Annotated in this window: 19 protein-coding genes and 1 pseudogene; 10 read left to right on the top strand and 10 right to left on the bottom strand. The window is 66.5% G+C overall.

The features are described 5' to 3' along the window. Both G3N93_RS13825 and G3N93_RS13820 read right to left on the bottom strand, forming a co-directional pair. Positions 1-748, bottom strand: a 748-nt coding sequence (locus G3N93_RS13825) for an SPFH domain-containing protein (protein WP_206133263.1), incomplete at its 3' end; no start/stop codon positions are given. A gap of 27 nt (positions 749-775) precedes the next feature. Then, positions 776-1,162, bottom strand: a complete 387-nt coding sequence (locus tag G3N93_RS13820) for a DUF350 domain-containing protein (protein ID WP_129515440.1) — start codon at positions 1,160-1,162, stop codon at positions 776-778. A gap of 121 nt (positions 1,163-1,283) precedes the next feature. Here G3N93_RS13820 and G3N93_RS13815 point away from each other — a divergent pair, with 121 nt between their 5' ends. The 6 genes from G3N93_RS13815 (at position 1,284) to G3N93_RS13790 (ending at position 6,994) form a co-directional block, all read left to right on the top strand. Beyond that, complete coding sequence (locus tag G3N93_RS13815) at positions 1,284-2,798, top strand: polyamine aminopropyltransferase (protein ID WP_174936946.1); 1,515 nt, start codon at positions 1,284-1,286, stop codon at positions 2,796-2,798. Next, positions 2,798-4,417, top strand: coding sequence for an NAD(P)/FAD-dependent oxidoreductase (locus G3N93_RS13810; RefSeq protein ID WP_206133262.1), 1,620 nt, complete (start codon positions 2,798-2,800; stop codon positions 4,415-4,417). Before G3N93_RS13815 ends, G3N93_RS13810 begins: the two co-directional genes overlap by 1 nt. Positions 4,418-4,541: 124 nt before the next feature. After that, a complete protein-coding gene (locus G3N93_RS13805; protein ID WP_206133261.1) occupies positions 4,542-5,288 on the top strand; it encodes an N-acetylmuramoyl-L-alanine amidase in 747 nt (248 codons plus the stop codon). Between the two features lie 54 nt (positions 5,289-5,342). Next, positions 5,343-5,732, top strand: coding sequence for a lysozyme inhibitor LprI family protein (locus G3N93_RS13800; RefSeq protein ID WP_174985556.1), 390 nt, complete (start codon positions 5,343-5,345; stop codon positions 5,730-5,732). Between the two features lie 93 nt (positions 5,733-5,825). Continuing rightward, positions 5,826-6,404 (top strand): hypothetical protein, encoded by a 579-nt coding sequence (locus G3N93_RS13795; protein ID WP_206133260.1) that lies wholly within the window; start codon positions 5,826-5,828, stop codon positions 6,402-6,404. A gap of 50 nt (positions 6,405-6,454) precedes the next feature. After that, positions 6,455-6,994 carry a GNAT family N-acetyltransferase gene (locus G3N93_RS13790; RefSeq protein ID WP_206133259.1) on the top strand — a complete coding sequence of 180 codons (540 nt, stop codon included), beginning with the start codon at positions 6,455-6,457 and terminating at the stop codon, positions 6,992-6,994. Here the strand turns inward: G3N93_RS13790 and G3N93_RS13785 are convergent. Continuing rightward, entirely contained in the window at positions 6,989-7,909 is a 921-nt protein-coding gene (locus tag G3N93_RS13785) for a LysR family transcriptional regulator (RefSeq protein WP_206133258.1), read from the bottom strand. The genes G3N93_RS13790 and G3N93_RS13785 overlap by 6 nt on opposite strands. A gap of 153 nt (positions 7,910-8,062) precedes the next feature. Here G3N93_RS13785 and G3N93_RS13780 point away from each other — a divergent pair, with 153 nt between their 5' ends. Further along, the gene (locus G3N93_RS13780; protein ID WP_206133257.1) at positions 8,063-9,253 is read left to right on the top strand and encodes an FAD-dependent oxidoreductase; all 1,191 of its coding nucleotides are present in this window, start codon (positions 8,063-8,065) and stop codon (positions 9,251-9,253) included. Between the two features lie 122 nt (positions 9,254-9,375). Here G3N93_RS13780 and G3N93_RS13775 read toward each other — a convergent pair whose 3' ends face one another. The 7 genes and pseudogenes from G3N93_RS13775 to G3N93_RS13745 form a co-directional block, all read right to left on the bottom strand. After that, the gene (locus G3N93_RS13775) at positions 9,376-10,689 is read right to left on the bottom strand and encodes a cytochrome c (protein WP_206133256.1); all 1,314 of its coding nucleotides are present in this window, start codon (positions 10,687-10,689) and stop codon (positions 9,376-9,378) included. A 39-nt stretch (positions 10,690-10,728) separates the two neighbouring features. Beyond that, positions 10,729-12,981: a molybdopterin cofactor-binding domain-containing protein gene (locus tag G3N93_RS13770; protein ID WP_206133255.1), complete on the bottom strand. Its 2,253-nt coding sequence runs from the start codon at positions 12,979-12,981 to the stop codon at positions 10,729-10,731. Beyond that, positions 12,978-13,439: a (2Fe-2S)-binding protein gene (locus tag G3N93_RS13765; RefSeq protein WP_174936926.1), complete on the bottom strand. Its 462-nt coding sequence runs from the start codon at positions 13,437-13,439 to the stop codon at positions 12,978-12,980. The genes G3N93_RS13770 and G3N93_RS13765 overlap by 4 nt, the downstream gene beginning before the upstream one ends. A 481-nt stretch (positions 13,440-13,920) precedes the next feature. Then, on the bottom strand, positions 13,921-15,267 hold the full coding sequence (locus G3N93_RS13760) for a glutamine synthetase family protein (RefSeq protein ID WP_174936924.1): 1,347 nt from the start codon (positions 15,265-15,267) through the stop codon (positions 13,921-13,923). A 152-nt stretch (positions 15,268-15,419) separates the two neighbouring features. Beyond that, positions 15,420-15,977, bottom strand: a complete 558-nt coding sequence (locus G3N93_RS13755) for a helix-turn-helix domain-containing protein (protein ID WP_069252166.1) — start codon at positions 15,975-15,977, stop codon at positions 15,420-15,422. 17 nt (positions 15,978-15,994) lie between these two features. Continuing rightward, a pseudogene (locus G3N93_RS13750) lies at positions 15,995-17,102 on the bottom strand (NAD(P)/FAD-dependent oxidoreductase). A 263-nt stretch (positions 17,103-17,365) separates the two neighbouring features. After that, positions 17,366-17,605, bottom strand: coding sequence for a hypothetical protein (locus tag G3N93_RS13745; protein WP_206133254.1), 240 nt, complete (start codon positions 17,603-17,605; stop codon positions 17,366-17,368). A gap of 57 nt (positions 17,606-17,662) precedes the next feature. Between G3N93_RS13745 and codB the strand changes: the two genes are divergently transcribed. Genes codB through G3N93_RS13730 form a run of 3 tightly spaced genes read left to right on the top strand, consistent with a single transcriptional unit; the run spans position 17,663 to position 20,973 of the window. Next, positions 17,663-18,958, top strand: a complete 1,296-nt coding sequence (gene codB, locus G3N93_RS13740; protein ID WP_374196461.1) for a cytosine permease — start codon at positions 17,663-17,665, stop codon at positions 18,956-18,958. A gap of 43 nt (positions 18,959-19,001) precedes the next feature. Next, positions 19,002-20,255, top strand: coding sequence for a cytosine deaminase (gene codA, locus G3N93_RS13735; protein ID WP_206133264.1), 1,254 nt, complete (start codon positions 19,002-19,004; stop codon positions 20,253-20,255). Positions 20,256-20,295: 40 nt separating this feature from the next. Then, positions 20,296-20,973 (top strand): TetR/AcrR family transcriptional regulator, encoded by a 678-nt coding sequence (locus G3N93_RS13730; RefSeq protein ID WP_174947606.1) that lies wholly within the window; start codon positions 20,296-20,298, stop codon positions 20,971-20,973. The last annotated feature ends 194 nt before the right edge of the window (positions 20,974-21,167 follow it).

The following is a 21,167-nucleotide window of genomic DNA, read 5'->3' as shown; positions in this document are numbered from 1 at the left end:
GCGCGGTCTGGTATTGCGTGGCGCGAGCCAGATCGCCGGCCATCCCCGCGCCGATCCGCAGGTCGAGCGCCTTCTGCAGCTCAGCCGGCAGCGACACGCTTTCCACCGCGAACGCGTCGAGCGCGAGGCCGTAGCGCGTGAACACCGGCACCAGCGCCTCGGCGACGCGCTGCGACAGCAGCGACTGGTTCGCGGCCATGTCGACGAACGGCACGTCGGCCGAGCCGAACGTCGTGCTCATCGCGGTGACGACCAGGTTGCGCAGTTGCTGCTCGAGATCGTCGACCGTGTACTGCGCGCGCGTGCCGCTGACTTCGCGATGGAACGCGCCCGCGTCGACGATCCGGTACGAGTAGATGCCGAACGCGCGCACCTGCACGAAGCCGAATTCGCGATCGCGGATCGTCACCGGCTGCGCGGTGCCCCAGCGCCGGCCGAGCTGCAACCGCGTGCTGAAGAAATAGACGTCCGACTTGAAAGGTGACTGAAAGAGTTTGTCCCAGTTCTTCAGGTACGTGAGCACCGGGAGCGTGTTCGTTTCCAGCGTGTACAGCCCCGGCTGGAACACGTCGGCGACCTTGCCTTCGTTCACGAAGATCGCGACCTGCGTTTCGCGCACGGTCAGCTTGCCGCCGTACTGGATTTCCTGGTCTTCCATCGGATAGCGCCAGGCCAGCACGCCGTCGGTGTCTTCCGTCCATTGCAGGACGTCGATGAACTGCTTGCGGATGAATGAACCCAGACTCATGTCGGTCTCCTCGAAACGCGTGGCGCGTCAGGTCAGGCAGGCGGCATTGATGATGCCGACGACGAGCGACGCGGTGCCCATCAGGCCGCCCATCGCGACGTTGCGATCCTCGATCGCATGATTCATGCCGGGCATCAGGCGCGTCAGCGCCGCATAGGTGATCAGTTGCACGGCCATCGCGCCGACGGCCCAGATCACGACTTCGCCGAGCGTGGAATTGTGCGCGATGCTGGACGCGAGCGTCAGGCAGAAGCCGATCAGCGCGCCGCCGAACGACAGCGTCGCGGCCGAGTTGCCGTCGCGGATCAGCGCCAGTTCGTCGAACGGGGTGACCTTCAGGTACACTGCCGCGAACACAAGAAGCAGCACGAACGCCGACAGTAAATGAACCGCATAGAGATAGGCACTATTCATTCTTTCCCTCGGATTTTGTGCTCGGTTCGCCGCCCCGTCGCCGGCCGGCCCGCGCAGGGCCAGCAGACAAAATGCCGCGCCAGTATATCCACATTGCCGACCGCTGCACAACGGACGCACCATGCTGCATAGGCGCGCGCTCGTCCTGTCGATTCTCGTGCTCGCGTCGTGCGGGCTCGGCTACGAACTGATCAGCAGCGCGCTGTCCAGCTACCTGCTCGGCGATTCGATCCTGCAGTTCTCGTCGGTGATCGGCTGCTACCTGTTTGCGATGGGGATCGGCTCGTGGCTCGCGAAGTTCGTCGAGGACGACGACGTGCTCGACCGCTTCGTCGACATCGAGCTGCTCGTCGGCCTGCTCGGCGGCGTGTCGGCCGCGCTGCTGTTCGCTGTGTTCGCGTGGCTGGCCGCGCCGTTCCGCGCGGCGCTCTATGCGCTCGTGCTGGCGCTCGGCATGCTGATCGGGATGGAGATCCCGCTCGTGATGCGCGCGTTCCAGCAACGGCGCCAGGCATTCCGCCATACCGTCAGCGAAGTGCTGACCTTCGACTATCTCGGCTCGCTCGCCGTGTCGCTGATCTTCCCGCTCGTGCTCGCACCGCGCCTCGGCCTGCTGCGCACCAGCTTCCTGTTCGGGCTCCTGAACGCGTTCGTCGCGCTGTGGACCACGCACCTGTTTCGCGACGAGATCCGCAACGTGCGCGGCAAGCTGATGCGTGCGTCGCTCGTGATCGGGCTGCTCGTCGCCGGCTTCGCGCTGTCGGACCGCATCACGCACTGGGCCGAACACGGCGTGTACGGCGACGAGACGATCTATTCGGAAACGACGCCGTACCAGCGCATCGTGCTCACGCAGTGGCACGACGACATGCGCCTGTACCTGAACGGCAACCTGCAGTTCTCGTCGCGCGACGAGCATCGCTATCACGAGGCGCTGATCCACCCGACGATCGAGGCGCTGCCGTGGGCGAAGCGCGTGCTCGTGCTCGGTGGCGGCGACGGCCTCGCGGTGCGCGAGCTGCTCAAGCACCGCAACCTCGAACAGATCACGCTCGTCGATCTCGATCCCGCGATGACGAAGCTGTTCTCGACGTCCGCACCGCTCGTCAAGCTGAACCAGGGCTCGCTGAAAGACCCGCGCGTGCACGTGATCAACGACGATGCGGTGCGCTGGCTCGAATCGAATGCCGACGTGTACGACGCGATCGTCGTCGACTTCCCCGACCCGACCAACTTCGGGCTCGGCCGGCTGTATTCGGTGCCCGTGTTCCGGCTGCTTGCGCGCCACCTGTCGGAGAACGGCTATGCGGTGATCCAGTCGACGTCGCCGTATTTCGCGCCGCACGCATACTGGACCATCATCGCGACGCTGCACGAAGCCGGGCTCAACACGTGGCCGTACCACTGCTACGTGCCGTCGTTCGGCGACTGGGGCTTCGTGATCGCCGGCAAGCGCCGCGACTTCACGGTGCCGACGCACTACTCGGTGCCCACGCGCTGGCTCGACGCGCAAACGGCCGCCGAGATGTTCCATTTCCCGGCCGACATGCCGGCGCTGCCGATGTCGCCGAACGAACTCAACGACCAGCCGCTCGTGCGCCGTTTCGACGACGACTGGAAACACGTGCTGCGCTGATGGACCGCCGCACGTTCCTCGTCGCGTCGGCGGCCGCGTCGCTCGCCGCCTGCGGACGCACCGGCTGGATCGAGACGACGCCGCATGTCGGCTACCCGGGCATGCGCGAAGGCCATGCGCTGCGCGACCATGCGACGCTGCCGCCGCCGTCCGGCACGATCGAGACCGACGTCGCGTTCCTCGGCGCGGGCGCGGCCGGGTTGTCGTGCGCATGGCAGTTCGCGCGCGCTGGACACAAGCGCTTCACGGTGCTCGCCGGCCCCGACTTCGGCGGCAACGCGGCCGGCGGCCGCTTCGGCGATCTCGGCTACCCGAAAGGCGCGCACTACCTGCCGCTGCCGTCACTCGAATCCACGCATCTGCGCGACATGCTCGCCGATCTCGGCGTGATCGAATCGGCGCCGTTCTCCGCGCGCCCGGTGTACGACGAGCGCGTGCTCGTCCATGCGCCCGACGAACGGCTCTTCATCGCCGGACAGTGGCAGGACGGCATCGTGCCGACGGCCGGCCTCGGCGCCGACGAACTCGCGCAACAGGCACGCTTCTTCGCGTACACGGACGGGCTGCGCACCGCGCGCGGCGCCGATGGCCGCAAGGTGTTCTGCATCCCGGTCGCGGAATCGTCGCGCGACCCGCGCTGGCGCGCGCTGGACCGGCGCTCGTTCCGCCAGTGGCTGCTCGACGAGGGCTACACCGCGAAGGCGCTGCACTGGTACCTGAATTACTGCTGCCGCGACGACTACGGCGCCGGGTACGAGCACGTATCCGCATGGGCCGGCCTTCACTATTTCTCGTCGCGCGGCGGCCACGCGGGCGATGCGAGCGACGGCGCGGTGCTGACCTGGCCCGACGGGCTGCACACGATGGTGACGAAGCTCACCGATTCGATCACCGCGCGCACCGGCTCGAACGCGTGGTCGCGCGACGGCTTCGCAGTGCGCGCGACCGAACGCGCGGGCGGCGTCGACGTGCTGTGCGCACGCATCGGCAACGACGGCGCGCTGTCGACGTTCATGCTGAAGGCGAGGCGCGTCGTGTGCGCGATGCCGCTGTTCGTCGCGACGCGCGTGTTTCCGCAGCTTGCCGGGTACGGCTTCGACCCCGCACGCGATCTGCCGCCGCGTGCGCCGTGGCTCGTGTCCAACTTCCTGCTCGACGGCATGCCGGCCGAAGAAGCGGGCGTGCCGCTCGCGTGGGACAACGTCGTCTACGACGGCGCGGGGCTCGGCTATGTCGTGTCGACGCACCAGTTGATCCGCATGTCGCCGCCCACGCGCTCGGTGTTCTCCGCGTACCAGGCGTTGAGCACGCAGGCACCGGACGACTCGCGTCGCTGGCTCGCGCAAGCCCAACCCGACGCGTTGCGCGAACAGGCCGCGATCGACTTGCAGGCCGTATACGGGCGCAATCTGTGGAAACACGCGTCGGCGCTCGAGATCACCGTGCGCGGTCACGCGATGGCGACGCCCGATGTCGGCTTCCTGAGCCGCCCTGGGCTGCTCGCGCTGCGCGATGCCGACGGCCCCGTCGTGTTCGCGCATGCGGACCTGTCCGGGCTGTCGCTGTTCGAGGAAGCGTCGTACTGGGGCATGCTTGCCGCCCGGCGCGTGCTGGCCTGACGGCCGTCGTCCGTCATTGCGGCGCCGCCGCCAACCGCTATAATCGCGCGACATTCCGACTGCATTGAGCAGGCCGACGGTGACGCGCCGTCCGACGCGCCGTATGCCCTCCTCGACAACAACAATGACGAACCGAACCATCCGACGCCTTCGCCCGTTCCTGCGCGCCGCCGCGCGCGTGCTCGCCTGCGCCCCGCTGCTTGGCGCGCCGCTGGCGCTGCATGCGGCCGACGCCGCGCCCGCCTCCGGGCGCTACATCGTCGTCGACACCGGCCATACGCCGGCTCACCCGGGCTCCACCGGTGCGAGCGGCCGCGTCGAGTACCTGTACAACCTCGACCTGTCTGCCGCCGTCGCAGAAAAACTCGCCGCGCATGGCGACCGCGTGCTGCGCACGTCGGCCGACGGCCGCGAGATCGCGCTCGACCAGCGTTCGACGCAGGCGCCCGACGCGAACCTGTTCGTGTCGATCCACCACGATTCGATGCAGCAGCAGTTCATCGACGCGGGCCGGCAGCGCGAATTCCGCGGCTTCTCGGTGTTCGTGTCGGAACGCAATCCGCACTACGCGGAAAGCCTGCGTTGCGCGAAGGCGATCGCCGAGCGGCTGGTCGCGTCCGGCGAGCGGCCGTCGCTGTATCACGCGCAGCCGATCCGCGGCGAGAATCGCCCGCTGATCGATCCGCAACTCGGCATTCACCGCTTCGACGATCTCGTCGTGCTGCGCACCGCACCGATTCCGGCCGTGCTCGTCGAAGCCGGCGTGATCGTCAATCCGGATGAGGAAGCCCGGCTTGCGCGACGCGAAACGATCCAGAAGCTGTCCACCGCGATCGCGGGCGGCATCGACGCGTGCACGGCACCGCAATAAACAACGACAAGGCCCGTCGGGCCCAACGGTTTTCACCCAGTCAGGAGCATCACCATGAAAATGAAGAATCTGCTCGCATCCTGCGCCCTGCTCGCGCTTGCCGTTCCGTTCACCGCACACGCATCCGGCTGCGCGAAGCCGCACAGCGCGTTCGACCAGGTGTACTGCAGCAGCACGCAGTTCTCGCAAACCGACCGTGACCTCAACGACGAGTACGGCCGCCTGCGCAAGCAACTGAGCAGCGACCAGCAGGCGACGCTGAAGGCCGGCCAGCTCGCGTGGTTGAAGCAACGCGACGCGCAGTGCAGCGAGACGCGCAACAACGGCTACCTCGTGGATCTCCAGTGCGCGACCGACATGACGCAGTCGCGCCTGTCGTTCCTGCGCGAGCGTGAACGTGAGTGCACGAGCACGGGTTGCGTGACGTCGAAGCTCGGCGACTAAAGACGTCGCGCGTGCCGCGCCGCGAAGCGTTTCGCGACGCGGCGCTTCATGCCTTTGCGAACGCTCCGTTTCGGCACCGTAAAAGGAGTGGCGATGCGACATGAATTCTCTGAAGTCCTCAACGATCTGGTCGACTATTTTCTCGTCGGCGATCTCCTGCTGCTGAAGCGCTTCAAGGAACGGCACGAGTTGCCGGACGACGTCGCGACAGCGTTCACGACGAGCGACAGCGGCGACCGCGCCGCGCTGGAAGGCGTCGTCATTCCGCTGGCCGGCATCGAGAACCATCCGTACACGGTCATCTTCACGCTGGACGACGCAAAACCCGAATTGCTGAAAACGGGAAGCCGCCTGCAGCACCGGCGCGGCGGGTACGTGCTGCGCGTCGAACATCGTTCGATCATGCTCTATACATGGCGGATTCTCGAACGCTTCACCGATGCAACGGTCAATGCGCTGCTCGCGCGTTACCGCGAACCGGGCAGGCCCGTGATTGAGATCGACAACGGCTGGTATGAAGTCGAGATTCTCGGTGGCGAAGTGCCGCGCAACGGCTGGTTCGAGCCTGCATTCGAATTCGTGCTGAAGAAAACCGACGCGCCGGGCGATGCATCTCAGGTGGATATCAACTATCGTTTCGCGATAGAAGGCAGTCTGGATCCGGCGAATTGAATCCCGCGCGCGACGGCGCGGCACACGGCATCCGATCAGGCGGAGGACACATGACACCGAACACGATGAACATCGACATCCGCCCTGCCACGCCCGCCGACGCCCCGGCCATCGCCGCCATTCACGTCGCATCGTGGCAGGCCACCTACCCGAGCATCATGCCGGCCCCGTTCCTCGCCGGCCTGTCGGTCGAAAAGCGCACCGCTTCGTGGCGCCATGCGCTCGACGCCGGACGGCCGCGTGTCGCGCTCGCGTTCACCGAAGGCGAGCCCATCGGCTGGATCGCCTACGGTCCGACGCGCGACACCGACAAGGATCGCACCTGGGGCGAAATCGAAGCGATCTACCTGCATCCCGCGCATTGCGGGCAAGGCGTCGGTGCGGCGCTGGTCGACCATGCATGCCATGCGCTGCATGACACGGGCCACAAGTGGGTGTCGCTCTGGGTGCTGTTCAAGAACCGTCGTGCCCGGGCGTTCTATGAACGCGAGGGCTTCGTCGCCGAAGACGACATCAAGACGTTCGAGATCGAAGGCGCGCCAATCGAAGAATTACGTTACTGGCGTGCATTGCCGAAACGATCGTCATGACGGTATCGCACCGTCCGCCGAAAGACGCGCCTGCATCAACTGCAGCAACTCGCGGATCTTCGCATTGACCGAATTGCGGCTCGAATAGGCGCCCAGCAATTCGAGCGGCGCAGGCGTCATCTCCAGCGGCACGCGCACCAGCCGCCCGGCGGCCAGCTCGGCCGCGCACCCGCGTTCGACGAGAATCGCGAAGCCGATCCCGTTCACCGCCGCCAGGCCCGCCATCTCGCCGCTATTGACGCGATACCGGCTCGCGACCGGAATCTTGTGAATCCGCCCGTCGTCGTCAGCGAACTGCCACGGCTGCCCTTTCAGCGTGCTCAACGTCGTGATGCACGGCAATTGCCTGAGCTGCTCCGTCCGGGTCGGCATGCCCGTGCGTTCGATCAGCGACGGCGCCGCCACGACGACGCTCGGCAAGCTCACGAGCGGCCTGACGACGAACGCACTGTCGTCCAGCTTGCCGCGACTGACGATGATCGACAGGTCGATATCGTCGCGCAACGTCGAGACGCCCGCGAGACTGGTATCGCAGTCGATTTCGACACGCGGATGGCGGCTCGCGAATTCCGCGACGATCGGCCCGAGCATGCGCGGCCCGATTTCGCCGGGCACGCAGAGCTTCAGCACGCCACGCAACTCCGTTTGCTGCGAGGTCAGTTCGAATTCGGCAAGCGTCAATGCATCGAGCATCGGCTTCGCGCGCTCGTGCAGCAGGCGCCCGGCCTCCGTCATGCGAAGGTGCCGCGTGCTGCGCTCCAGCAAGCGCACACCGAGCCTCGACTCCAGTTGCGCCACATGGCGGCTCACGTTGGAACCCGGTATCGACAGCACACGCGCGGCGCCGGCGAAGCTGCCTTCGTCGACGACCGACACGAACACGCGCACCGCGTTCAGATCCAGCTTGCTGCGCATCATTATCCCGTTTGAGGTATCAAAGCTCGCCGTTTTTCACGGCTTATCCCGTTCGTGACCGTAATTTACGATGCGGATCCAGTCAAGGCGTGGCCGCTGACACACGCACCCGCGACGACGCGAGCACGCGCAAACACCTACGGGAGCAACAACATGGATATCGCCATTCTCGGCGCCGGCGTGGCCGGCATGAGCACCGCGCTCGCGCTTGGCCGGCAGGGGCACCGGATACGGCTCTACGAACGCAGGCCGTCCGAGACGACGATGGGCGCCGGCGTCGTGTTATGGCCGAATGCCGGCTTCGTGCTCGAGCAACTCGGCCTGCTGCCGGACATCGTCGAAGTCAGCGGCCACCTGCGCGCGATGCGGTGCATGGATCGGGACGGCACCCCGTTCAAGCGCGTCGACATCGGCGAACTCGATCGCTACATGGGGTTTCCAACGCGCTCGATACTGCGGCGCGACCTGCAGGCCGTGCTGGCTCGGCACGTCGCCGCACACGACATCGAAGTCTGCTTCGGCCACTGCGCGACAGCCATCGACACCGGCATCGACGGTCGTGCTGTCGTTCATTTCGACAACGGCGCAACGATCACCCCCGATCTCGTGATCGGCGCGGACGGCCGCATGAACTCCGTCGCACGACGTCATGTGGTCGGCGACGCCACCCCCGTGTATCAAGGATTCGTCAACTGGATCGGCGTGGCGCAGAGCGATGTACCGCTGGTCGACGACGTGTCGATATTCGACTACTGGGGCCAGCGCGAGCGATTCGGCATCGTCGCGCTGGACCGGCATCGCATGTACTGGGCCGCAGCCCGGGCCGAAGCAGAGATCGACCATCACGACAACGACGATTCGGCGCCGGAAGATCCCGGCCCGCTGCTCGAACGGCTCTTCAACGGGTGGCCAGCACCCATCGCAGACGTCATGCGCGCAACGCAGCCGGGCACGATCGCGAAGATCCCCGTGCACGATCTCGACCCCGTCGATGTATGGCATCGCGGCAATGTGCTGCTGATCGGCGACGCCGCGCACGCGCCGCTCCCCACCTCCGGACAGGGCGCGTGCCAGGCGCTCGAGGACGCGTGGCATCTCGCCCGCTGCCTCGACGAGCATGGAAAGAGCAACGACAGCGACCTCGACGCTGCACTCGCGTCGTTCACGCAGCGGCGCAGCCGGAAAACCGCGGCGATCACGCTGCGCGCACGCGAGTTCGCCCAGCGGCTATTCGGCAACGACACGTACGCAGCCGCGCAGGCGGTCGATCCGATCGCCGAAATCGAAGCGCTCGCGAATACGTGGGGGGCGGGCCTGCCGATGCCATCACTGCGGAATCGATAGGCCTCGATGATGGTGCGTTACGTCGGGAAGTCGTGTCGTTCGATGAACCGCGCACGACTTCCCGAATCGTCCTGACGCAGCCGTTCAGGCAAAACCGCGCGTCTTCCTGCGGCCGCCGACCGTCATTGCGCGCGCGCCTTGCCGACTTGCTCGGCGGTGACCACGCCTTGCTTCGAGCCGAAGTGACTCAGCACGAAGTTCGCGACCGCCGCGATATCGGCATCGCCGTACGCGGCGCCGAAACCGGGCATCTGCTGCGTGCGGCCGCCGACGGTCAGGCTGGTGCCGTGCAGCAGCACCTGGACGAGCGCCGCGCCGGACGGGTCGTTGACCGCATGCGCGCCGACGAGCGACGCATACTCGCTCTGGCGACCGGCGCCGTTCCACTGGTGACAGCCCGCGCAGTCGCCGGCAAAGAGCCGCTGGCCACGCTCGAGCGCCTGCGGCAGCGACGCCGCGCCCGGCAGCACCGCGTTCGACGCACGCGCGGCGGACGGATCGAGTTCGATCTTGCCCGTCCGCCCGCCCGTGACCGGACTCACGCCGCGCAGATACACGACCATCGACGCGATGTCGTTCTGCGTCAGGTACTGCAGGCTATGCTCGACCACGTCCGCCATCGGGCCGGCCGCCGAGCTGCGTCCCGGCGCGTGGCCGCGCGACAGATATTGCGCAATCTGTTCGTCGGTCCACGAACCGAGGCCGTATGCCTGGTCCGACGTCGTGTTGTAGGCCTTCCAGCCTTCGATGTCGGCACCGGACAGATAGTCGCGCGACTTCATCGCGAAGCCGACGTTGCGCGGCGTATGGCATTCGCCGCAATGGCCGAGCGCGCCGGCCAGATAGGCGCCGCGATTCCATTCCACGCTCTGCTTCGGATCCGGCGCGAAGCGCTGCCCGCGGAAGAACACGGCGTTCCACGCGGCCAGGCCCCAACGCTGGTTGAACGGGAACGACAGGTCGTTTTCGGGCGGGGCCTGATGCACCGGTTCGAGCGTCATCAGGTACTGCCGGATCGCCAGCACGTCGTCGCGACTCATTTCGGCATACGACGTGTACGGCATCGCCGGATACAGATTGCCGTGCGAACCCACGCCTTCGCGCACCGCGCGAACGAACGCGTCGTCCGACCAGTTGCCGATGCCGGTTGCCTTGTCCGGCGTGATGTTGGTGGAATACAGCTGCCCGAACGGCAGCTTGAACGGCCTGCCGCCGGCGTAAGGCGTGCCGCCCACGGCCGTATGGCACGCGACGCAATCGGCGGCCTTCGCCAGATACTCGCCACGCGCGAGGGTCGCAGGCAGGTCGGCCGGCGTGCCGGCAACCGGCGGTTGGGGCTCGGTGCCGGCGGGGGTCAGCCACGCGCGGCCGGCCACACCGGCCGCGACCACGACGACGGCCGCAACGGCATAGCCGATGACTCGACGAAATTTCACGATGGATGCTTCTCTTGAATTCGATAGGAACGCGAACGGTCAGGCCGGACGCAGCGTGTCGCGCATCGGCAGCGACCGGAACGTGGTGCCGGTTGCGGCCGTCAGCGCATTCGCGACGGCCGGCGCGGCCGGCGGCACGCCGGGTTCGCCGATACCGCTCGGCGGCGCCTGCGACGGCACCACGTGCACTTCGACATGCGGCATACCGTTCATGCGCAATACCGGGTAGTCGTTGAAGTTGCCTTGCTGCACGCGCCCGTTTTCCAGCGTGATCGCCGCGCGCAGGAACGTGAGGCCGAAACCGATCCCGCCTTCCACCTGCGACGCGACCACATCGGGATTCACGACGGTGCCGCAATCGACCGCGCAGACGATGCGATCGATCGTGAACGTGCCGTCCTGCAGCACCGTGACCTCCGCGACCTGCGCCACGTACGTGCCGAACGCGAACTGCAGTGCGATGCCTCGCCCGCGCTTCGTGCCGGGCGCACCGGCACGCAGCGGCGCCGACCAGCCGGCCTTTTGCGCGACCAGGTCGAGTACGCCGCGATGGCGCGGCATCTTCGCGAGCAACGCACGGCGGAACGCGTACGGGTCCTTGCCTGCCGCATGCGCGGCCTCGTCCATCAGCGTCTCGCCGACGAACGCCGCATGCGTATGGCCGACCGAGCGCATCCATTGCGTTTTCACCGCGAGCGTCTGGATGTGCTGCGTCACCTTGAAGTTCGGGATCTCGTACGGGATATCCGCGGACCCTTCGACGAGCGTCGGATCGACGCCCGACGGCAGCGGTGCGAAGAAGCTCTGCCCCACCACGTCCTGGTTCCACGACACGAGGTTCCCGCCCTTGTCCACGGCGAGCCGGACCCGGTGCAGGGTCGCCGGCCGGTAGAAGCCGGCGCGCATGTCGTCCTCGCGCATCCACACGAGCTTGACCGGCGCGTCGATCCCCTGCGCACGCGCAGCGCGGGCGATCCGCGCCGCCTCGCACACGTAGTCGCCGACCGGGTTCGCGCGGCGGCCGAAGCTGCCGCCCGCGTACAGCTGGTTGATCGTCACCTGCTCCGGCTTGAGGCCGACTTCCTTCGCGACGATGACCTGGTCGCCGGTATGCCACTGCTCGCCGTTCCAGATCTCGCAGCGATCCGCGTGCAACCACACGACGCAATTCAGCGGCTCCATCGGCGCGTGCGACAGATACGGCTGCTCGAAGGTCGCGTCGATGAACTTGCCGCCCGAAGGCGCTTCGCTCACCACGTTGCCGCGTGTTGCAGCGACCACGCCCGGCTTGTCGAGCGCGGCCCGGTACTGCTTCGAGATGTCGGCGGAACCGAGCGCAAGCGCGTGCGTATCGTCCCACGTGATCTTCAGTGCGTCGCGCCCCTGGCGCGCCACCCACGTATTGCGCGCCAGCACCGCGACGCCGCCCTGCACGTTGTCGTCGCCCGGCACCTCGACGACCGCGACCACGCCGGGGATCGCCTTCGCCTTGCTCGCGTCGACGTGACGGACCTTGCCCCACATGCGCGGAGGATGGGCGATCACCGCGACCAGCATGCCGGGCAGCTTCACGTCCTGCGTATAGATCGCCGAACCGTTGACCTTCGCGGGAATATCGACGCGCCGCGTGTCGCGTTTGCCGATCAGCTTGAAGTCGGCCCGCTGCTTGACGGCCCCCTTCGACGGCACCGGCTCGCACGCCGCATCGGCCGCGAACTGGCCGAAACCCGCGCGGCGGCCCGATGCGGCGTGGACGATCACGCCGTCCTCGATGCGCAGCGCCGCCGGATCGACCTTCCACTTCCGTGCGGCGGCCGACAGCAGCATCGCGCGCGCGGCGGCGGCCGCTTCGCGCATCACCGTCCACGAGCCGGCCATCGCGGTACTGCCGCCCGTTGCCTGAATCTTCCAGCCCATCTTCGCGAACATCGGGTTCACGTAGCGCGTCGCATCGGCCTGTGCCGCCACGACCCGCACCTTGTCGAGACCGATGTCGAGTTCGTCCGCCGCGAGCGTCGCGATGCCGGTGAACGTGCCCTGTCCCATTTCGAGGTACTCGGACACGACGCTGACGATGCCGTCGGCGCCGATCCGGATGAAGGCGTTCGGCTCGAACGACACGCCTGCGGTGGCCGGCGTGACCGATTTGGCGAGCGCGATCTCGCCGCTGAAACCAACCGCGAGCGTGAGCGCAGCCATGTTGCCGAGAAACTTGCGGCGCGAAGCCGATGCGATGCCGTCTGCGGATTCCGGCGTGCCGGCCGATTGCCGGGAGCGAGTGGACTGGCTCATGCCTTGAGGTTCTCCGCGGCTTTGTGGATCGCGACGCGAATCCGCTGATAGGTCGCACAGCGGCAGATGTTCCCGCTCATCGCGGCATCGATGTCGCCATCCGTCGGATCGGGTTTCGCGGTCAGCAGCGCGACCGCCGACATCACCTGCCCGGACTGGCAATAGCCGCACTGCGGCACCTGTTCGTCGATCCACGCTTTCTGCACGGCCTGGCCGACCTTCTTCTCGTGTGCGGCCTCGATCGTCGTGACGTTGCGGCCGGCGAGCGTACCGATCGGCGTCACGCACGCGCGCATCGGCTGACCTTCGACATGAACCGTGCATGCACCGCACAGCGCCATGCCGCAGCCGAACTTCGTTCCCGTCAGCCCGAGTTCGTCGCGCAGGTACCAGAGCAGCGGCATGTCGGGATCGCCAGCGAACTGATGCCGCTGACCGTTGATGGTGATATCTGTCATTCTGTCTGACCTATTCTGTGGGGAACCGGGTTCGACAGCCGGCTGCGGTGAGCGGGACGACGCATCCGGCTGGTCGCACGCATGCCGTCGCGGCACGAACGCACTGGACGAACCCGCGGCGCTTGCGCGCGCGATGCATCGATGCGAAAGCTCGCATCGCCGAATGCGCGCGATAAAGGACGGGGAAACCGGAAAACTATAGTCGGCACGTGCCGCGCCGGTAAGACTCGAAATTGTGAGAATGTTGCCTATTCGTCCGAAAGTGCACGCGCCGCTGAAGGGGCGTGCATGGACGATGCGGGCCGCGGCGGTCGGCTGACCGACGCACGGTCGAACGAAGCGCGGGCGCACGCGCCGAGCGGCGTGCGCTACGCGCCGGCCGTGCATGCGGTCATGCATGCGGCCGGCCTGATGCAGGTTGTCGCGCCGGCTCGTTGTCCGGCGGCTTGCGCAGCGGGCGAGTGCCCGGTCGCTCAGTCGATCACAAGAACCACCGATACTCCCGCGCCCCGATTTCATTGCGGAAATCCAGCTCCTCCTGCCGCTTGTTCTCGCAATACACCATCACGAACTCGCTGCCGAGCCCTTCGCGCACGGCCGCGTGATCCTGCATCTCGGCGACCGCCGACAGCATCTCCTTCGGAAAGTCGATCCCGCTGCCGCGATCCTCGTTGAGCGGCGCGATCGGCTCGAGCTTCGCGTCGAGCCCGTGCTCCATGCCGGTGAGAATCGCCGCGAGCACGAGGTACGGGTTCGCGTCCGCACTCGCGAGTCGATGCTCGATCCGCAGGTTGCGCGCGTCCGACTCGGGAATCCGGATGCACGCATCGCGATCCTCGAAACCCCAGCTCGCGCGGCTCGCCGCGTTCACCATCGAACCGTAACGCCGGAACGCGTTGTGATTCGGCGCAAACACCGGCATGCAATGCGGCAGCAATGCGAGGCATCCGGCCACCGCGTGCCGCAGCGGCCGCTGCCCGTCCGCCGCGAGCAGGTTGCGCCCCGCATCGTCGTAAAGACTCACGTGCACGTGCATCCCGCTGCCCGGCGCATGCAGGTACGGCTTGCCCATGAAGCTCGCGCGATAGCCGTGCTGCAACGCGACGCCGCGCGTGCTGCGGCAGAACATCGCCGACCAGTCGGCCGCGCGCAGCCCGTCGTCGCAATGGCCGAAGTTGATCTCGAACTGGCCGGGCCCGAGCTCGGCGGTGATCACGGTCGCGTCGATTCCCTGCGTGCACGCAACGTCGACCATTTCATGCAGCACGTCGGAGAAGCGCGACAGGCGCTCGATATGCATGTTCGGCTGATCGTCGCGATCATCGGACAGGCGGTCGCGCGGATACTTCGGCATCCCCTCTTCGAGCTGCGCGGCGAACAGGTAGAACTCGAGCTCGAACGCGACGACCGGCCGGATGCCGCGCCGCGCGAGCCGCTTCAGCACGCGCGCGAGCACCTCGCGCGGCTCGAACTCGACCGGCGCATCGGTGCCGTCCGTCGTGATCAGCATCTGGCCGAGCGGCTGCTTCTCCCAGGTCACCGGCTTCAGCGTGCCGGGGATCAGCCGGCGCACGGCGTCCGGGTCGCCGTCGTTGAAACAGTAGTCGCCGATCTTGTAGAGGCCGCCCTGCGTGCCGAGCAGGATGCAGTTCTGCGGCAGCTTCAGCAACGAGCCGGCCGCCACTTTTTCGAGCGCATCGATCGGGTAGCGCTTGCCGTAGAAATGTCCGGGCAGGTCGAGGCAGATCAGGTCGACATAACGGATCTCGGGGTGCGCCTGCCGGAATGCGCGGACTTCATCGACCAGCGCGGGAACGACGTCAGCCATGTCTCATCCTTTCCATGTCTTGTATGGCGGTGCCGCAGCGCGGCGAACCGGATTCATGCGGCACACTCGACCACGCACGCCGCATTTAAATCAGTACTGCAAACAGGATGCGTGGCGCGGCGGCCTGCGGCACCGCCCGCCCCGCCGACAACTCAGGTGAATACCCAGATCACGCGCGTCGGCGCGTCGGTCAAGTTGGCATAGCGAAAGCGCTTGTGCGCGGGAAGCTGGAATGCGTCGTTCGGGCCGAGCGTGACGGGCGTATCGTCGCCGTCGATCCAGACCGTCAACTCTCCTTCGAGCACGAAGCCGCCCTGCTCGTCGCTGTCGTCGACGGGCCGCTCGCCGCTGCTTGCCCCCGGCGCGAGATGGCTTTCGAGAATCGAGAAGCGCGAGCGCATGTTCGGCGACACGAGGATGTCGGTGATGCCGGCCGCGTAATACACGGTGCGCCGCTCGTCGGGCCGCGTCACCCACGGCACGCTGCGCGGTTTGCTCAGGCTGTAGAAATAGGTGGTCGGCACGCCGAGCGCCTCGCCGATCGCGGTGAGATCCGCCACCGTCGGGCGCGACAGCCCGCGCTCGACCTGCGACAGAAAGCCGACCGAGCGGCCGATCCGTTCCGCGAGATCGTTGAGCGTGACCTTGCGATGCTTGCGCAGGTCGCGGATCAGGATCGCCAGGCTTTCTATCTCTTCCTGTTCATTCATGATGGGTTCCGGTGCAGTCAGACGGTATCGCGCAGACGGTACCAGGCCTTGCCGATCGCTTCCAGCGGCGCGGCGAGCCGGTCGCCGCCAGGAAAGCGCGGATTGCGGATGCGCTGGTACTGCGCGAGCAGGCGTTCGTCGCCGAGCACCGCGTCGGCCACCGCGCGCGCACCGGCGAGCGTCGGCAGCACGCCGTGCCCCGAGAACCCCTGCAGCCAGAAACGCTGCCCGTGGCGGCCGATGTCCGGCGTGCGGCGCATGCTGATGTCGATATGGCCGCCCCACGCGTAATCGAGCGGCACGCCGGCCAGTTGCGGGAACACGCGTTCGAGGTGCGGGCGCGTCGCCGCCGCGATATCGGCCGGAATGCCGCCGAGATACGTGCAGCCGCCGCCGAACAGCAGCCGGTTGTCGGGGCTCAGGCGGAAATAGTCGGGCACGAACTGGTTGTCGATCACGCAACTGTTCTGCGGCAGCAGCGAACGGGCAACGTCGGGCGCGAGCGGCGCGGTCGCGACCTGGTACGTGCCGACCGGCAGAGCGGCGCGCGAGCGTCCGCGGGGTGCGGGGGCCGGCCTGGGGATCGTCGCCCGGAGCACGCGAGCGTGTGCCGCCGAGCCACTCGGGCAGCTCGTGACGGCCGATCACGCGCGGCCGATCGTGGCCCCAGCGCTCGGCCGCCTCGTCGCGCGCCTGCTCGAGCATCGCGACGCGCCGCGGCCGTACGCCCGCCGACAGGCTGCCGGGCCGGTAGTCGATGTCGAAACCGTGACGCACGGGCAGATCGCGCACCTCGGCCGCGGCCCAGCGCATGCTGTCCCACAGCACGCGCGCGCCGTCGCGGCCGAGCGAATCCTCGAGCGGCTGCATGTCGCACGACCAGCCGAGCAGCGCCTGCCCGCCGTTGCGGCCCGACGCGGCCCACGCGACGCGGCTCGCTTCGAGCACGACGACCCGCTTGCCGGCCAGCGCCAGGCGCAACGCCGTATGCAGCCCGCTGAAACCCGCGCCGACGACGAGCACGTCGGCGTCGATGCGTTCGTCCAGTTCCGGACGATGCGGGATCGGCGCCGGGTAGGTGCCGGCGTAGTAGCTTGCGACGTGACGGTCGGACTGCACGAACATGCGGACTCCCGTGAAAATTGCGCCGAGAAATTTCATGAAAAATTAGCACGGCAATTTCACGGAGGCAAGCGGGTAAAAACCGATGCATTGGTCTGATGAATCGACGTTGCGCCGTTCCGTGAGTCTGGTCGGCTGAAGATTCGCCGCCCGGGCAGCCCCAGCCAGCGTCGAAATGGATTGTCGTGAAAGCCGCGACGATCGATGGTGTCCAGGTCTGGCGGGGGCGCGCTGCCATCCTCGATCGCCGTTGTTGGACGGGTCGGTCAGCCTGCCGCCAGCCGCACGCACCTGCGTTGCCAGGGTGCGTAAACCGGAAACATCGGCTCGACATGCGCGCTCGCCCGCGGCATGCGGCGCGCCGGATCGGCCGATACGCGAAACGCCTGCCGCGCGCGAACCGGACCGGCCCGGCGAACGTTCCCGCCATCCATCCGGACGAAATTTTTACCCTTGTAAAAATTTTGGACTGACAGAATGACGCGCTGAAACAGCGCGTCACCCATCCAAGCACGGCCCCGTAACCCCTTTCAGACCCAACCCAATCGCTGACGGGAGACAAGATGCCCACGAACCGGGATGCAAGCCCGATGGACGGATCGGATCACGGAGAATTCTCGCTGAGCGAAGTCCCGCTCGAGAAACGCACCGGATTTCTGTCCATCACGATGGTGTTGTTGAGTTTCACGTTCTTCACGGGAACGATGTTTGCCGGCGGCAAGATCGGTGTCGCCTTCGACGTCGTCAGCATGATCCAGATCGCCGTCATCGGAAACCTGTTGCTCGCCGCCTATGCGGCATCGCTCGCGCTGATTGCGGCCCGCAGCGGCCTGAACGCAGTGCTGATGGGGCGATTCTGCTTCGGGGAAGTGGGCAGCAAGCTGTCCGATTTCCTGCTCGGCTTCGCCGAACTCGGCTGGTACGCATGGGGAACCGCGACGGTGGCGATCGTATTGGTCAAGCTGCTGGGTTGGCCGCCCTCCGTTACCACGCCGTTGATGATCCTCTTCGGCTTCGGATTTTCCATCACGGCCATCATCGGCTATCGCGGCATGGATGTGCTGTCGCGCGTCTCCGTGCCGTTGATGTTCGTGCTTCTGATGACGTCGATGTGGATCGCCACCCGCGATATCGGCGGGTGGGCCGGCCTCACGCATGTCGCGCCGTCTCATCCGATGCCGTTCTCGGCCGCCGTGACGATGGTCATCGGCACCTTTGCCAGCGGCGCGACCCAGGCAACCAACTGGACCCGCCTCGCACGCAGCGCGCGCAGCGCCGTCGCGGCCAGCATGATCGGATTCTTCGCGGGTAATGGCCTGATGATCATCGCGGGCGCATACTGCGCGATCGTCTATCAGCAAGCCGACATCGTCGAGGTGATGATGCTGCAGGGCCTGTCGATCGCGGCGGTCGTGATGCTGTGCCTCAATCTCTGGACCATCCAGGGGCCGACGATGTACAACGTAGCGGCCGCCGGATGCCATCTGCTGCGCACCGAACGGCGCCGCACGCTCGTACTCGTGGGCGCGGCGATCGGCATCGTGCTCGCGGTCGGCGGGATGTACGAGTTGCTGATTCCGTTCCTGGTGCTGCTCGGCTCGATCATTCCGCCGGTCGGCGGCGTGATCATGGCGGACTACTGGTACCGCCATCGCGGGCAATACCCGTCGCTTGCCGCCGCCCGCCTTCCGCGCTTCAACCTGGTCGGCCTGGCCGCGTATGCAATCGGCGCCGGACTCGCCTATACGTCGCCGTGGATCGCGCCGATCGTCGGCATCGCGGCGTCCGCCGCCGCCTACATCGTGCTGCTGCAGATTGCCCGCGCGTTCACGCGCGAGCCGTCCGTTCAGGGTGAATGATTCCGCTGCGCGCCCTCCCGTTCCCACAACTACAGGAATCCTCATGAAAATCATCAACGCCAGATTGCGCGGCCGTAGCGGCCTCTTCACGATCGACATCGAGGCGGACACGATTCGCGGCATCGACCTCCAGCCGTCGCCGCTGACGTCTCAAGGGGACGACGTCATCGATGCGGGCAGCAATCTCGTCATCCCGCCGCTGGTCGAGCCGCATATCCACCTGGATGCGACGCTGACCGCCGGTGAACCCGAGTGGAACATGAGCGGCACGCTGTTCGAAGGTATCGAGCGGTGGGGCCAGCGCAAGGCCACCATAACCCATGAAGATACGAAAACTCGCGCCCACACCACGATCGGCATGTTGCGCGACAACGGCATCCAGCACGTGCGCACGCACGTGGACGTCACCGACCACACGCTTGCCGCGTTGCAGGCGATGCTCGAGGTCAGGGACGAAGCACGCGATCTCATCGATCTGCAGATCGTCGCCTTCCCTCAGGAAGGCATCGAGTCGTTCGAGAACGGGCGTGCGCTGATGGAGCGCGCGATCGAAATGGGGGCCGACGTCGTGGGCGGCATTCCGCATTTCGAGAACACGCGCGACCAGGGCGTGAGCTCCATCAAGTTCCTGATGGAACTCGCGGAACGCAAGGACTGCCTGGTCGACGTTCATTGCGACGAAACCGACGATCCTCAGTCGCGCTTCCTGGAAGTGCTTGCCGAGGAAGCGCGGGTTCGCGGAATGGGCACGCGCGTCACCGCGAGCCACACGACCGCGATGGGCTCCTACGACAACGCCTACTGCTCGAAGCTGTTCCGGTTGCTGAAGCGGTCGGAAATCCATTTTGTCTCGTGTCCGACCGAAAGCATCCACTTGCAGGGGCGTTTCGACACCTTCCCGAAACGACGCGGCATTACGCGTGTCGCGGAACTCGATCGCGCCGGCATCAACGTGTGCTTCGGACAGGATTCGATCAAGGATCCGTGGTATCCCATCGGCAACGGCAACATCCTGCGCATCCTCGACGTCGGCTTGCACGTGTGCCACATGCTCGGCTACGAAGACTTGCAGCGCTGCCTCGACTTCGTGACGGAGCACAGCGCCGATGCGATGTCCCTGGGGGACCGCTATGGCATCGCTGTCGGGCGGCCGGCCAATCTGCTGATCCTCGACGCGGATTGCGACTATGAAGTGGTGCGCACACAGGCCAAGGTGCGATTGTCGATCCGTGCCGGGAAGGTCATCATGCAGCGCGCGCCTGAGCGCATCACCTATCCTGAAGCAGGCACGCGTTGAGCGGGCGACGCCGCCGGCCCGACATGCGGGAGGAAACATCGTGAGGAACCCGTCCGAGCCGACTGCAGGAACGCCCGGCCGGCCTCACGGCCGGCGCGAAGTGCTGCGCGACAGTCTCGAGGCGACCATTCTCGCCGCTGCCGAAGAATCGTTTGCCATTGACGGATTCGCGGGCAGTTCCGTTGCGACTATCGCGGCGGCCGCCGGCCTGTCGAAGCAGAACCTGATGTACTACTTCCCCACGAAGCTGGCGCTCTACCAACGCGTGCTGGACGACGTCTTGCGGGACTGGCTCGGCAGGATGCGGGAGTTTGCGGCGCCCGATCACGAGCCCGCGGAAGCCATGTCGGCCTATATCCGGGCCAAACTCGAATTCTCCAGGAATCGCCCGCATGGATCGCGGGTTTTTGCGCTGGAGATCATCGGCGGGGCCAAGACCTACGGAAAGGAAATCCGCAAACAACTGATTCCGGTGTTGCGCGACGACATCCGGGTGCTCGAACGCTGGATCGAGGAAGGCAAGGTGAGACAGGTCGATGCCGAGCACCTGTTCTTCCTGATCTGGGCCGCCACGCAAGCGTATGCGGATTTCGCGCCCCAGATGCTGCTGGTGCTCGGCAAGCGTGCGCTGGGAAACGACGATTTCGACGCGGCTTACCGCACGATCTCCGATCTGGTGCTCAACGCGCTGATCATCGGCGACGGAAAGACGGCTTGACCGCCTGACCGCCTCCGTCGCCATTCATGCACGGCCCCCGGCACCGTCGACACTTGCCGGGGAACCGTCGGTCAGTCGTGCTTGTAGCGCTTCTTGTTCTTGTGCTTGTTGCCGTGGTGATGATCGTTGGAACGCGAGTTGTTGCGCGACACGTGGCCGCCCAGCGCCGCGCCCGCGCCACCGCCCACGGCGGC

The sequence above is a fragment of the Burkholderia sp. Se-20378 genome (assembly GCF_017104665.1).
Classification (GTDB): Bacteria; Pseudomonadota; Gammaproteobacteria; order Burkholderiales; family Burkholderiaceae; genus Burkholderia; species Burkholderia lata.
This window is presented reverse-complemented; position numbering and strand designations above follow the sequence as displayed.